Origin of the sequence: Paraburkholderia sp. Ac-20342 (genome assembly GCF_017104985.1) — a bacterium.
GTDB lineage: Bacteria > Pseudomonadota > Gammaproteobacteria > Burkholderiales > Burkholderiaceae > Paraburkholderia.
On record NZ_JAAGPQ010000001.1, the window covers coordinates 61,190 to 75,123 of the forward strand.

The window sequence follows — 13,934 nt, forward strand, 5'->3', positions numbered from 1 at the left end:
TCTCCTGATTCTCCTGGCGCCTACTCGCAGTGCCAGCCTTGCCGCCAGGTGCCGGCGTGGTGCAGGCTTTCCGGCGAATTCGCAATCGCGATGTGAAAGCCTTCCGGGACGCCGTCCGGCAGCGCAATCGAAAATCCGCTGCGCTCGCTCGGATAGCCGGCGCTGGCTACGTCGGGCCGGTGCTCGCCGCTCCAGCCGGTTGCGACGACATGCGTGCCGACCCGCACTTCGAGCGGCACGCGTTCTTCCGGCCGGCTCAGATTGATGGCCCAGCCGGACACCACGCCGTCGTGAACCGCGTCGACGAATCCGTCGAACAGGTCGGCGGGAGTGTACTGCCGGCTTCGCGCAAATTCGAGATAATCCTCGATGGGCGAAAGATCGAAACGCCGCACAACGTCGCGGACTTGTGAAAGAAATGAACCGTCAAAGCCGAAAACCGTCGAGCTATAGACATGCGGATTTTCGAGCTTATTTATTTCGGCCTGAATAATCTTAATCAGCTCCAGTGCATTCGAAAAGACGCTGCCCATCTCTTTCGCATAGGCATCGACCATTCGAGTCGCACTGCGGAATATTTCGTAATCGAGACGGTTCTCCTCGATAAATTTCTGTTTCGTTGCCTCGCTTAAATGGTTTCGCGTTTTCGGCGCGCCGGAGGTTCGATTTGTCTCGAAATGAAACGGTAATTGCAGGCCGCTCGTGCTGCAAAGCTGTAGCAGGAATTCGCTCATCTTCCCGCATATGCCGACTGTGCCGATACTCCTGCGCAGATGAGCCTGCGCGGCGTCGAGGCTGGTTTCATTTACCACGGCATGGCCGCTCAGCATCTGGACGAAGAGATTCTTCCCGCCCAGCGATTCGCCGACCCACTCGTCGAGCGACAGCACGCCTTGCTGTGCGAGTGCCTCGGGCGTCGACACGCTCACGCCTCGCGTTACCTCGCCGTTCTTGCCGCTCGACGCGTACCAGTAGTGCGAAATCTGCCGCTCGAGCGGATCGCGCAGGATCGTGCAGTAGTTGACGGGGTGTTTGATAATCCGATGAATACCGTATGGCTGATGCCCCCCGCCGATCTGGCTGGCGAGCAGCTTTGCGCGGCAGTTTCCCCAACCGGTTCGATCCCACACGAAGTTGATGAACTGGTCTTTGCCTTTATTCAAATCAAAAAACGAAATAACGGTCGAGCCGCCGCATTTCGGCAAATGGATGAAAAAGGTAGGAAAAGGCATATTGGGCGTATGACAGAACGATGACCCTGAAAGTCTAGCCTGATGATGTCGGCGCCGTTGTAACGGTTAATTACGCGATACAACGTCCCGTTACATACGACACGGCGATTCGTTAGATTTTATGCGAAATACGTGTGTGATGCGCCCACAGTATGGGTTTTGCGCCGCAACATGGCCGGCTTATGGCGTCGGTATTTTATTAATTCCAATTTTTTGTAAAACGGAAAATGTTACGGATCTTGAAAAAAGCGTGTTTCGAAATGAAAAACCCGCACGCGTGCGGGTTTTTCATTTTGACTGCCGTTGGGTAAAAAACGGGAGTGCCTAGTGCCGCGCTTCGCCCGGCGTAGCGCTCCTGTCCGGTGCGGGCGGCGTTTCGTCGTCGCTGCTGCGCGCCCAGAAGAAGCGGTCGGGCATATACGCGCCCATGCCGGGCCGGAATGCGTTGCGCACGGCCTGATACAGATATTCCTGGCCCTCGCGGACCGCCTCGGCGGGCTCCTGGCCATTGGCCAGCAACGCGGCGATCGCCGCGCCGAGCGTGTCGGTCAGGCCCGTCAGCCGATGGGTGCCGCGGTCCCACATGTCCTGGCGCAACTGGCCGTCTTCGCTGAAGAGCGTATTGACGAGCCGGTGCGTGCCGGTTTCCGTCGACAGAATGTACTCGCAGCCCTGCGACAGCAGATGCGAAATCGCCGCGTCGAGGCTCGGCGCTTCCGCGTCGCCGTCGGGCTGGGCGAGCGCCAGCAGCGTGGACGAATCGGCGACGAGCAGCGTGGTTTGCGGCGCGAGCAGATCGGCGATCGCCTCGCGCAGCTCGTCAGCGGCGAGCACGTGTTCGTCGTCGAGCGTGAAGTCGGGCGCGAGAATCAGCGGAACGTCGTCGTAATCGGCGACGACCTCGGCAATCGCGCTGACCACTTCGGCGCGCGTGCAGGCGCCGACCTTGAACGCGGCGATCGGCATGTCTTCGAGCAGCATGCGCGCCTGCGTCGCGACGACGTCGGGATCGAGCCCGGTGACTTCGTCGCAACTGGCCGAGTCGCGCACGGTGTAGCCCGTCAGCACGGAAACGCCGTGGCAGCCCATGCTGGCAAGGGTCATCAGGTCGGCCTGCAGGCCGGAGCCGCCGGTGGGGTCGGAAAGGCCGAAGGTGAGAACGATCGGAGGCGTATCGCTGGGCATGAAATGGATAAAAAGAGGCAGGATTCCGGCGCGCAGTGCGCAACTGGCTCAATTATGCGGCCTAAACCGGCGCGGGAGCTTTTTTTCGCACGTCGCGCGAGGTTCGTGGCGGCAAGCAGCACGGCGGCGTACGGTTTGTGCGCGTCGCGCAATCCTGGGCATGAACGGGCTGCTCTCAAACACGGGCGGGCTCGCGAGCCCGCCCGTCATCCGCTGCCGCCGATGTTCACGCACCCGCGCGCGGCACCGCCACGGCCGCCCGGCCACAGGCCGGCGCACGCTACGGTTGCGCGTTTTCGATTGCTAGGCATGGGGGCGGCAACACGGTACCATCATGGCTCCCGTTTCCACGGACTCAACGACGCGACACAAGAATGGAATATCAAAGCTGGATGTGCCTGATTTGCGGCTGGATTTACGACGAGGAAGCCGGGTTGCCGGACGAGGGCATTGCGCCGGGCACGCGCTGGGAAGACGTTCCCATTAACTGGACCTGTCCCGAGTGCGGAGCGCGCAAGGAAGACTTCGAGATGGTCCAGATCTGAGATTTGGGAAACCGCCGGCCTGGGCCGGCGGTGTCGTCTGGATTCGCTGGATCGTGCGGTTTCACGGGCTTCACTCACCGGTTTCGTTGAACGCCGGGGAGCCGTTGGAGCAGGGAGCCTGCCACGCTTCCTGCTGAAATTGCCTTGCCGAGGCCGGCTCCGCAAACCGGCTTCGGACATGGGCCACTGGGGCCCGCGGTCTGGAGCCGCTGTGCCGGCGACGTCCGCGGGAGCAAGTCCCGAAAAGTCCGGTCATGCCGGTCGCGAAATCGGGCAGCGCGCCTGTTCCTGATTTTTTGCGGGCTTCTTCCGGGCGCAATTGTCCGCGGCACCCGGCATCCCATTCGCCGCGCCGGTGGGGAGCATCGCCGGAATGCCGTGCCGGTAGAGAGTTTGTCCTTGTCCTGTCGCCCGTTTGCGCGTTGGCCGATCACTCTGCATGCGGCGCGCAGCGACAGCCCGTCAGCTTCGTGCCGTCTGCCCATGACTCTTCGATCCGCTGCATCCGTTTCCATCGACGCCCTGCCGAATCCGCGCGGCGGCGCGGTCCGTCCCGCGGAACTGGCGCTCGCCGAGGCGTCGCTCGCGTTCGAGCAGCGCGAGGAAAGCGGTGCGGCGCTGCTGCGCGCAGCGCAGGCGTTGCGCACGGCCGGCTGGCTGAGCGCGCAGCGTTTCGCCGATGCGCTCGTGCGGCTCTCGCCGCTCGCGAGCGAAGAACCCGCCGAGGCGCCGGCCGGCGCGCAACGCGTGCGGCCGCTGTTCGGTGCCGCGCTGCGCGACTTCCGCGCGGCGCTCGAACGTCACAATCTGCGCGAGCTGTCCTGCTCGCCGACGCTCTTCAATCACTACCACGCACTGTGTTCGCAACTGGCCGAGCACGCGCCCGGCACGACCGTCGCTTTCGAAGACCTCGCGTTGTGTGCGCGGCCCGTGCCGCCGGCGTCGCTGCACGCGCAATCCGCCGCTCAGCTTGCGCATCTGCGGGCGCGCTACGAGCGCGCGCTGCTGCCGGTCCTGCGCTCGCAGGTCGACACGGGCAGCGCGGTCGCGCTCGCCGTCACGAATGCCGCGCTCGACGAGCTCGATGCCGTCTTCGTCGAACTTGCCGGCCCCGACCCCTACGACTTCTGGCGTCTCGCGCGGGCCTGTGCGAAGGCGCTGCGCGCAGGCGGCCATGCGGCTCGCGATACCGACGCGCGGCGCTTCTACGCGCGCTGCAACCTCGCGCTCGCCGATCACGCGCGCGGCATCGAGCGCGCGCCGCGTTCGCTCGTGCGCGCGACGCTCGCGCTCTTGTGGCGCGACTATGCGCTGTTCGGCGCGGCTGCCGAAGATGCGGAGCAGGTCGAGGTGCTGCGCGACTATGGCCTGAGCGTCGACTGGCATGTCGCGGGCACGCAGGCGTCGGAAATGCTTTGGGAAGCGGGCGCGCTCGAAGCGCACTCGCGCGGCGCGCTGCACGGTTCGCTGTCGCGCGATCTGGGCGTGCTGAGCGTCAACGCGAACGCCTACGAAGACTTCCTGCAGACCGCCGACGCATCGATCCAGGCGCTTAGCGCACATGCGCGCGCGGCCGATCAGCCGGAGAAGGCCGATCCCAGCGAGGCGCTGCAGGCGGGCGATGCCGCCTATCGGCTCGGCTCGGCGGCGTGCGCGCTCGGCCTCGGCCATGTGGCGCTACTGGCCGATGCACTCGGTCTCGCGTGGCGCCGTCGCGCGCACGCGGGCGTGGCGACGCCGGCGGTGCGCGCGCATGTGATCGTCGGCGCGCCGGCCGCGGATACGCTCGAACAGGCCGCCGAAGCCTTGCGCGCGACGCTGCACAAAGTCGCGGCCGGCGTCGGGCCGGCCGGCGGCAGTCTTACGCAGGCAGCGCTTACTGCACTGACGCGCGCGATCGAGCAGGGCGGCGCGTGAACCGTGTCGTCGCGGCAGCTGATCGGTGCCGCAATCGATGCTGCAATCGATCCAGCCCGCGCACGGCGCATGCCGCGTTGCCGGAACACAAAAGTCGCCCCGCGATAAAAGCAGCATGAACCGCGACGCGTCCGTTGCGATAAGACACAATCCCTCAACATCGAGCAATGTCCGGCGATCTGCGCGCGGGCACGCCTGCCGCGACCGCAGCTGCGCTGCCCCCGAGCGGTACATGAGCCCTCCATAAGCCATCCCTAAGCGGCTTCATGAAACGATCCATGCGCGGGCGCATGAACGGCGCATAAACGCTGTGCTGGCGCGCTCCAGGCCCCGCCCGATTGGCACGTCGCCGGGGCCGCGCATGATAGAGTGCAACCTGATCCGGCGTCGATGGCAGGCGGCACGGCGCGCATCGCGCGACCTTGCTCAAAGCCCGCCATCCCGCATCGTCTTTGCTAAAATCCCAACTATGTCCAAGAGTACCGATCGCATCAATCTGACCAACCAGTTCCTGATCGCCATGCCCAACATGGCCGATCCGACGTTTTCAGGAACGGTGGTCTACCTTTGCGATCACAGTGAGCGCGGCGCGCTCGGCCTCGTCATCAACCGGCCGACCGATATCGACCTGCAGGCGCTCTTCAATCGCATCGATCTGAAGCTCGAGATCGAACCTCTTCTCCATGTTCCCGTGTACTTCGGCGGCCCGGTGCAAACCGAGCGCGGCTTCGTGCTGCACGACCCGAAAACCGGCGGCGCGTATACGTCGTCGATGTCCGTGCCGGGCGGCCTCGAAATGACCACCTCGAAAGACGTGCTCGAAGCGGTCGCGAGCGGCAACGGCCCGGAACGTTTTCTGCTGACGCTCGGCCACGCCGGCTGGGGCGCGGGCCAGCTCGAAGACGAAATCTCGAAGAACGGCTGGCTCACGGTCGAAGCCGATCCGAAGATCGTTTTCGACGTGCCCGCCGAAGAGCGTCTCGAAGCGGCGCTCGCGCTGCTCGGCGTGTCGCTCTCCATGCTTTCGGGCGAGGCCGGGCACGCATGAGAGGCCGCGCATGAGCCTGTCGCACGGACGCGAGGCGACGCTGCTCGCGTTCGACTACGGTGAAAAACGCATCGGCGTGGCGGTCGGCAATTCGTTGACGCGCCGCGCGCGGCCGCTCGTCGTCGTGCAGAACCGCAGCAAGGACTATCGCTTCGAAGCGCTCGGCAAGCTGATCGCCGAGTGGAAGCCCAATGCGCTCGTGGTCGGTTTGCCGATGCATCCGGACGGCACGCCGCACGAACGCACCCAGCTCGCGAAGCGCTTCGGCAACCAGCTGAACGGCCGCTTCAATCTGCCGGTGACATGGGTCGACGAGCGCTATTCGTCGGTCGAGGCCGAGGCGGAAATCCGCGCCGGCAACGGCCGTGCCGACATGCTCGACGCCGAGGCCGCCAGCATCATCCTTCAGCAATATCTAGACGGACTTTCCGACGATCATGAGTTCCATTGACGCCGAAGTGCTGTATCGCGCGTTGCTCGACCAGATTCGCGCGGCCTATGGCGACCAGCTGGGCGGTGCGGAAGGCGCGGTGCTGGCCGGTATCCATAGCGGCGGCGCGTGGCTCGCCGAGCGGCTCGCGCGCGACCTGAAGCTCGCGAGCTTCGGCGTGGTGAACGTCGCGCTGCATCGCGACGACTATGCGAAGAAAGGGCTGCACTCGCAGGCGAGCCCGACCTCGCTGCCATTCGCGGTCGACGGCCGCCGCATCGTGCTCGTCGACGACGTGCTGTACACGGGCCGCACGATTCGCGCGGCGCTCAACGAGCTGTACGACTACGGCCGTCCGGCCTCGGTCGAACTCGCGGTGCTCGCCGATCGCGGCGGACGCGAGTTGCCGGTGGCGGCGCGCTGCGTCGGCGGAATGGTCGACGTGCCCGCCGACGCGACGCTCGTGTTGGCCCGCGAAGACGACGGCGCGGGCCGCACGCGCTTTGTTTTTCACACCGAAGCACGCGCCGATTGAAACTCGCGCGGGCGGCGCGACGGCGAAGCGTAGAGCGCGAGCCATGAATGAGCATGCACCAGCATGCCGTTCGAACGCCGCAGCCCGAGCCGGCTCGCTCAGGCTCGGGCCGGCTTGAGCTCGATTCGCGCCGCGCAAAAACCGCGCAGCCTTTCGCCGCGCCGTGACGCGCGCGGACGGCACGGAAATTGTCACCGAGCATCACAGAACGTCACACGCAGTGCGCATCGACATCGATCACGTTGAAGCCCGTATTTGAAGCAGGTACACCATGAACACCGCCACCCAGGCTCCGCAGGATTCCTTCGCTAGCGCGTCCGAGCGCTTTCGCTACGGCTTCCTGAAGGGCAACCCGCAGCTCACGAAAAACGGCGAGCTCAAACATCTGTTGTCGATCGAGGGCTTGCCGAAGTCGATCGTCAATCACATTCTCGATACCGCCGACCAGTTCGTCAGCGTGACCGATCGCGAAGTGAAGAAGGTGCCGCTCCTGCGCGGCAAGTCGGTGTTCAACCTGTTCTTCGAGAATTCGACGCGCACGCGCACGACCTTCGAGATCGCGGCGACGCGGCTGTCGGCCGACGTGCTGAACCTGAACATCAACGCGTCGTCGACGAGCAAGGGCGAATCGCTGCTCGATACGATCAACAACCTCTCGGCGATGCACGCGGACCTGTTCGTCGTGCGTCATGCGTCGAGCGGCGCGCCGTATCTGATCGCGCAGCATTGCGCGCCGCACGTGCACGTGATTAACGCCGGCGACGGCCGTCATGCGCACCCGACGCAGGGCCTGCTCGACATGTACACGATCCGCCACTACAAGAAGGACTTCACGAAGCTGCGTGTGGCGATCGTCGGCGACATCCTGCATTCGCGCGTCGCGCGCTCCGACATTCACGCGCTGACCACGCTCGGCGTGCCCGAAGTGCGCGCGATCGGTCCGCGCACGCTGTTGCCGGGCGGGCTCGAACAGATGGGTGTGCGCGTGTTCCACAACCTCGACGAAGGTTTGAGGGGCGTCGACGTCATCATCATGCTGCGCCTGCAGAACGAGCGCATGAGCGGCGCGCTGCTGCCGTCGTCGCAGGAGTACTTCAAGAGCTGGGGGCTCACGCCCGAGCGTCTCGCGCTCGCCGCGCCCGATGCGATCGTGATGCACCCGGGACCGATGAACCGTGGCGTCGAGATCGACTCGCAGGTCGCGGACGGTCCGCAGTCGGTGATCCTGAACCAGGTCACGTTCGGCATCGCGGTGCGCATGGCGGTGATGGGCATCGTCGCGGGCAACAACGATTAAGCAGCAATTAAGCCGCGACCGGGCAACGGCCGGGCATCAGGCTGAACCACGGGTTTAACAAAGGCAGCGCATGAAGATTCATATTCAAGGCGGCACGCTGATCGATCCGGTCGCGGGCACCGAACAGCAGCAGGACATTTTTATCGACGCGGGCAGGATCGCCGCGATCGGCCACGCGCCGGCCGGCTTCCAGGCCACGCAGACGGTCGACGCAACCGGCCTCATGGTCGCGCCGGGTCTCGTCGATCTGTGCGCGCGTCTGCGCGAGCCGGGCTACGAGCACAAGGCGACGCTCAAGTCGGAAATGGCCGCGGCGCTCGCGGGCGGCGTGACGAGCCTCGTGTGTCCGCCGGACACCGATCCGACGCTCGACGAGCCGGGCCTCGTCGAAATGCTGCGGTTCCGCGCGCGCAACCTGAACCAGGCGCACGTGTATCCGCTCGGCGCGCTGACGGTCGGCCTCAAGGGGCAGGTCATTACCGAGATGGTCGAGCTGACCGAGGCGGGCTGCGTCGGCTTTTCGCAGGCCGACACGCCGATCGTCGATACCCAGGTGCTGATGCGCGCGCTGCAATACGCGAAGACCTACGGCTACACCGCATGGCTGCGTCCGGTCGATGCGTATCTCGGCAAGGGCGGCGTCGCCGCGAGCGGCGCGGTGGCGTCGCGGCTCGGTTTGTCGGGCGTGCCGGTGGCCGCCGAAACGATCGCGCTGCATACGATCTTCGAACTCGTGCGCGTGACCGGCGCGCGCGTGCACATCCCGCACGTGTCGTCGGCGGCGGGCGTCGAGCTCGTGCGCGCGGCGAAGGCCGAGGGCCTGCCGGTGTCGTGCGACGTCACCGTGAACCATCTGCATCTGATCGATCTCGACATCGGCTATTTCGACGCGCAGTTCCGGCTCGATCCGCCGCTGCGCCAGCAGCGCGATCGCGAGGCGATCCGCGCGGGCGTCGTCGACGGCACGATCGACGCGATCTGCTCGGCCCACACGCCGGTCGACGACGACGAAAAGCTGCTGCCGTTCGGCGAGGCGACGCCGGGCGCGACCGGGCTCGAACTGTTCCTCTCTCTGACCGTGAAATGGGCCGACGAAGCGGGCGTGCCGCTCGCCACCGCGCTCAACCGCATCACGACGGCGCCCGCGCGCGTGCTCGGGCTCGCAGCGGCCGGCAGCGTCGCGGTCGGTGCGGCGGCCGATCTGTGCGTGTTCGACCGTCGCGCGCACTGGTTCGTCGAGCCGCGCGCGCTGAAGAGCCAGGGGCACAACACGCCGTTCCTCGGATACGAACTGCCGGCGCGCGTGCGCGCGACGATCGTCTCCGGCCAGCTCGCGTACGAGCAGCGCTGAGCGGTTCCGTTCAGTACGCCGCCGCGCCCGCCGTCCAGTCAAGGAAAGCTCCGACAATGAAGCTCGCGTTACGCAAGATCCGACTCATCGCGCATCTGCTGCACGGCATGTGGACCGTCGCCACGCGCTTTCCGAAGGCGAGCGCGGAACGGCGCCACGCACTCAACCGCGCGTGGTCGCTGAAGATGCTGCGCTTGTGCGGCATGCGCCTCGTGGTCCATAACGACGCGGCGCGGCTCGATCGCGGCGCGCTCGTGGTCGCCAATCACGTGTCGTGGATCGACATCTACGTCATCAATGCGTGGCGGCCGACGCCGTTCGTCTCGAAGGCGGAGATCCGCCAATGGCCGGTGGTCGGCTGGCTCGCGCAGCAACTGGACACGGTGTTCATCCAGCGCGAGAAGCGCAGCGACGCGAAGCGGATCATGCACGAACTCGCGGATCGCCTGAGCACCGGCGAGCTGATGTGCGTGTTTCCCGAGGGCACCACCTCGAACGGGCTCGCGCTGCTGCCGTTTCACTCGAACATGTTCCAGGCGGCGGTGTCGGCCGGCGTGCCGGTGCAGCCGGTGTGCCTCATGTACGAGGATGCGCAGGGCCGGCAGTCGACGGCGCCCGCGTATATCGACGATCTGTCGCTGGCCGATTCGCTCGACATGCTGTTGCGCGGCGGCCCGCTGACCGCGCATGTGTACGTGGGCGAGCCGCTGGCGGCGGGCGCGGACCGGCGCACGCTGGCCGCGCAGGCGCAGGAGTCGATCGCCGGTGCGTTGCGGCAGATGCAGCACGGCACTGCGAATGCAGGGGCGGCCGTGGCGGAAGAGGCCGTTTCGTCGGACGATTCGGCGGGCACGCTGATCGAGCCGGTCGACCGTTCGGGCCATTCGGCCTGAGGGCCGGTTTCGACGCTCCGGCGTCGTGCGGGTCGGGCTGGTCGGGCGGGAGCGTAGGGCGCGGACTTCAGCGCCTCTAGTGCGCCTCTAGTTGCCGCCGGCCACCCGGCACGATTCGCAATCGACCTGCGTCAGCGTGCGTTCCGCGGGATTGCTCGCGAGCCGCACGGCGGACAACTGCTCGCCCCATACGCAACCCGAGTCGAGGCCGATCAGGTTGTCGCGCAGGATCAACCCGAGCGCGGCCCAATGGCCGAACACCACGGTCACGTCCTCGGTCTTGCGCGACGGCGCTTCGAACCATGGAATGCAGCCGGCCGGCGCCGAACCGAGGGTGCCGCTGCTGCTGAAATCCATCGTGCCGTTCGCGGTGCAGAAGCGGATGCGCGTCAATGCGCTACAGGTCACGCGCAGCCGGTCGATGCCTTTCAGGTCAGGCTTCCAGCGGTTCGGCTCGTTGCCGTACAGGCCCGCCAGCGTTTCCTTCCAGTTTGGCGCGCGCAGCGCGCGCTGCAACTCGTCGGCCAGCTCCATCGTCATGCTCGCGTCCCATTGCGGCAGCACGCCGGCATGCACCATCAGCATGCCGTTTTCGAAGTGCGCGAGCGGACGGTGGCGAATCCAGTCGAGCAGATCGGCGGCATCGGGCGCGGCGAGGATGTCGTCTATCGTGTCGCCTTTTTTCGATTTGCGAATGCCCGCCGACACCGACAACAGATGCAGATCGTGATTGCCTAGCACCGGCACCGCACGATCGCCTAGCGCGATGACGTCGCGCAGCGTGGCCAGCGACTCGGCGCCACGGTTGATCAGATCGCCCGCGAACCAGAGCGGCGTGCCGTCCGGCGGCGCGGCCTTGGCCAGCAGTTGCTGGAACGGTTTGCGGCAGCCCTGCAGATCGCCGAACGCGAGCGGTACCAGGGGAGGCGAGATGCCGGAAGTGGTGGAGGGGGTCATCGGATGAATCGGCGCGGTTCGAAATTTGTGGTAATAGACATGCATGCTGCATTTGGCGGTGCAACATGTCGGCCTGACATAATATCCGGTTTGAATTGCCGGTATCGTCATTGCCGGTATCGTCGAGGGCCCGCACTCGGCGCGAGTTCGCAACCCCGGCGGGATATTGGCGCGACGAACAGGAGCAGAAGAAGGCATGCCGTTTTCGCAGTCGACGCAGCCCGTGCGCACGCTCGTGACCGGTGCGAGCGGTTTCACCGGCCGATATCTGGTCAGGAAGCTGCGCGCCCGTGGCCACACCGTGATCGAGACGGTGGGCGACCCCGGCGCGACGGCAACGCCGACCCGGCTGCCGCTCGACATCGCCTCGCCCGATGCGTGCCAGCGCGTGATCGAGCGCGTGCGGCCCGACTACATCGTGCATCTGGCCGCGATCAGCTTCGTCGGGCATGACGATCCTCTGGACTTCTATCGCGTGAACGTGGTGGGCACGCTGAATCTGCTGGAAGCGTGCGCGCACGCCGGCCATACGCCGCGCAAGCTGCTGATCGCGAGCAGCGCGCACGTCTACGGCAACGTGACCAGCGACGCGATCGACGAAAGCTTCCCGCTGCACCCCGTCAATCACTACGCGGCCAGCAAGGCGGCGATGGAAACGATGGTGCGCACCTGGTTCGACCGGCTGCCGATCCTGATGGTGCGGCCGTTCAACTACACCGGCCGCGGGCAGGCCTCGAACTTCCTCGTGCCGAAGATCGTCGAGCACTTCGCGCGCCGCGAGTCGTCCATCGAACTCGGCAATATCGACGTGGCGCGCGATTTTTCCGACGTGCGCTACGTGGCGAGCGTGTACGAAGCACTGCTCGATTCCCCGGCCGTGTCCGAAACCGTCAACGTCTGCACGGGCACGCCTTATACGCTGCGCGACATCCTCTCGGCGGCGAGCGAGCTGACGGGGCACGAGCTGGAAATCCGCGCCAACCCCGCGTTCGTGCGGAAAACCGACGTGAAGATGCTCGTCGGATCGCCGGCCAGGCTGCGCGCGCTGGTGCCGGCCATCGCGTCCATCCCATTTATCGAGACCCTGGGCTGGATGCTCGCAGCCTGACTGGCTCGTTTGCGTCCTCCCGCCGCCACCCTCGGCAACCACCCTCGGCAACCACCCTCGGCAACCACCCTCGGCAACCACCCTCGGCAACCACCCTCGGCAACCACCCTCGGGCGCCCTCAAAAAAATAATCCGGTTAGCCCGATACCAATTTTGTCAAGCTGTTTCAAGTTGTTAGGGTTCTAGTTTTTGCACCGGGCGGCTTTATAATTGTGCCTTCATAAAATCGGCGTCTGAGTGTCTATCGGTTGTACGGAAAGGCGCGACGGGCGGCGGCAGAAGCGGACTCCACCACTACGCGGGGTGCACGGGCCGGCACAGTCACAATGGCCTGTCACTAACATCTAGAAGGGAATTTCATGATCCTGGTAACGGGCGGCGCCGGCTTTATCGGTGCCAATTTCGTGCTCGACTGGCTCGATGCGTCGGACGAAGCGGTGCTCAACGTCGACAAGCTCACCTACGCCGGCAATCTCGGCACGCTCAAATCGCTACAGGGCAATCCCAATCACGTTTTCGCGCGCGTCGACATCTGCGAGCGCGCCGCGCTCGACGCGCTGTTCGCCGAGCACAAGCCGCGCGCCGTGCTGCATTTCGCGGCCGAAAGCCACGTCGACCGCTCGATTCACGGCCCGGCCGATTTCGTGCAGACCAACGTGGTTGGCACCTTCACGCTGCTCGAAGCCGCGCGCAGCTACTGGAACACGCTGGGCGAAGCCGAGCGGGCCGCCTTCCGCTTCCTGCACGTATCGACCGACGAAGTGTTCGGCTCGCTGTCCGCCACCGACCCGCAATTCTCCGAAACCACGCCGTACGCGCCGAATAGCCCCTATTCGGCCACCAAGGCCGGCTCCGATCACCTCGTGCGCGCCTACCATCACACGTACGGCCTGCCGGTGCTCACCACCAACTGCTCGAACAACTACGGCCCGTACCAGTTCCCCGAAAAGCTGATCCCGCTGATGATCGCCAACGCGCTCGCGGGCAAGCCGCTGCCGGTGTACGGCGACGGCCAGAACGTGCGCGACTGGCTGTACGTCGGCGACCATTGCAGCGCGATCCGCGAAGTGCTCGCGCGCGGCACGCCCGGCGAAACGTACAACGTCGGCGGCTGGAACGAGAAAAAGAATCTCGAAGTCGTGCATACGCTGTGCGATCTGCTCGACAGGCTGCGCCCGAAAGCGGCCGGCTCGTATCGCGACCAGATCACCTATGTGAAGGACCGTCCGGGCCACGACCGCCGTTACGCGATCGATGCCCGCAAGCTCGAACGCGAACTCGGCTGGAAGCCGGCGGAAACGTTCGAAACGGGTCTTGCCAAAACGGTCCAGTGGTATCTGGACAATCAGGCATGGTCCGACGAAGTCGCTTCGGGTGAATACCGGAAGTGGGTCGAAACCAACTACGCGCAACGCGCGTGACGGCACATAAGGGCA

At 65.5% G+C, this 13,934-nt stretch carries 13 protein-coding genes; 10 read left to right on the plus strand and 3 right to left on the minus strand.

Translation table 11 applies throughout. From position 1 onward, the window contains the following. Window positions 1-20: 20 nt before the first annotated feature. Window positions 21-1,205, minus strand: a complete 1,185-nt coding sequence (locus G3N58_RS00205; protein ID WP_345890989.1) for a chondroitin 4-O-sulfotransferase — start codon at window positions 1,203-1,205, stop codon at window positions 21-23. A gap of 351 nt (window positions 1,206-1,556) precedes the next feature. Next, complete coding sequence (locus tag G3N58_RS00210) at window positions 1,557-2,417, minus strand: hydroxymethylpyrimidine/phosphomethylpyrimidine kinase (RefSeq protein WP_167036283.1); 861 nt, start codon at window positions 2,415-2,417, stop codon at window positions 1,557-1,559. Window positions 2,418-2,791: 374 nt separating this feature from the next. Between G3N58_RS00210 and G3N58_RS00215 the strand changes: the two genes are divergently transcribed. The 8 genes from G3N58_RS00215 to G3N58_RS00250 all read left to right on the plus strand — a co-directional run bounded on the left by G3N58_RS00215 (window position 2,792) and on the right by G3N58_RS00250 (window position 10,433). Continuing rightward, a complete protein-coding gene (locus G3N58_RS00215) occupies window positions 2,792-2,962 on the plus strand; it encodes a rubredoxin (RefSeq protein WP_006047743.1) in 171 nt (56 codons plus the stop codon). 483 nt (window positions 2,963-3,445) lie between these two features. Then, a complete protein-coding gene (locus tag G3N58_RS00220) occupies window positions 3,446-4,879 on the plus strand; it encodes a hypothetical protein (protein WP_205998205.1) in 1,434 nt (477 codons plus the stop codon). A 469-nt stretch (window positions 4,880-5,348) separates the two neighbouring features. Further along, entirely contained in the window at window positions 5,349-5,927 is a 579-nt protein-coding gene (locus tag G3N58_RS00225; protein ID WP_167036289.1) for a YqgE/AlgH family protein, read from the plus strand. Window positions 5,928-5,937: 10 nt separating this feature from the next. Next, window positions 5,938-6,378 carry a Holliday junction resolvase RuvX gene (gene ruvX, locus G3N58_RS00230; RefSeq protein WP_205990155.1) on the plus strand — a complete coding sequence of 147 codons (441 nt, stop codon included), beginning with the start codon at window positions 5,938-5,940 and terminating at the stop codon, window positions 6,376-6,378. Continuing rightward, window positions 6,365-6,892, plus strand: coding sequence for a bifunctional pyr operon transcriptional regulator/uracil phosphoribosyltransferase PyrR (gene pyrR / locus G3N58_RS00235; RefSeq protein ID WP_167036295.1), 528 nt, complete (start codon window positions 6,365-6,367; stop codon window positions 6,890-6,892). The genes ruvX and pyrR overlap by 14 nt, the downstream gene beginning before the upstream one ends. A gap of 271 nt (window positions 6,893-7,163) precedes the next feature. After that, a complete protein-coding gene (locus tag G3N58_RS00240) occupies window positions 7,164-8,189 on the plus strand; it encodes an aspartate carbamoyltransferase catalytic subunit (RefSeq protein WP_205998206.1) in 1,026 nt (341 codons plus the stop codon). 70 nt (window positions 8,190-8,259) lie between these two features. Then, entirely contained in the window at window positions 8,260-9,540 is a 1,281-nt protein-coding gene (locus G3N58_RS00245) for a dihydroorotase (RefSeq protein WP_167036301.1), read from the plus strand. A gap of 56 nt (window positions 9,541-9,596) precedes the next feature. Next, window positions 9,597-10,433, plus strand: a complete 837-nt coding sequence (locus G3N58_RS00250) for a lysophospholipid acyltransferase family protein (RefSeq protein WP_205998207.1) — start codon at window positions 9,597-9,599, stop codon at window positions 10,431-10,433. A gap of 87 nt (window positions 10,434-10,520) precedes the next feature. On the opposite strand, the gene G3N58_RS00255 is transcribed toward G3N58_RS00250, so the two are convergent. Then, window positions 10,521-11,390: a symmetrical bis(5'-nucleosyl)-tetraphosphatase gene (locus tag G3N58_RS00255; protein WP_167036307.1), complete on the minus strand. Its 870-nt coding sequence runs from the start codon at window positions 11,388-11,390 to the stop codon at window positions 10,521-10,523. Between the two features lie 196 nt (window positions 11,391-11,586). Between G3N58_RS00255 and G3N58_RS00260 the strand changes: the two genes are divergently transcribed. Together G3N58_RS00260 and rfbB are read left to right on the plus strand one after the other, a co-directional pair. Beyond that, on the plus strand, window positions 11,587-12,498 hold the full coding sequence (locus G3N58_RS00260) for a GDP-mannose 4,6-dehydratase (RefSeq protein WP_167036310.1): 912 nt from the start codon (window positions 11,587-11,589) through the stop codon (window positions 12,496-12,498). Between the two features lie 359 nt (window positions 12,499-12,857). Beyond that, window positions 12,858-13,919 (plus strand): dTDP-glucose 4,6-dehydratase, encoded by a 1,062-nt coding sequence (gene rfbB / locus G3N58_RS00265; protein ID WP_205998208.1) that lies wholly within the window; start codon window positions 12,858-12,860, stop codon window positions 13,917-13,919. Window positions 13,920-13,934 lie beyond the last annotated feature (15 nt).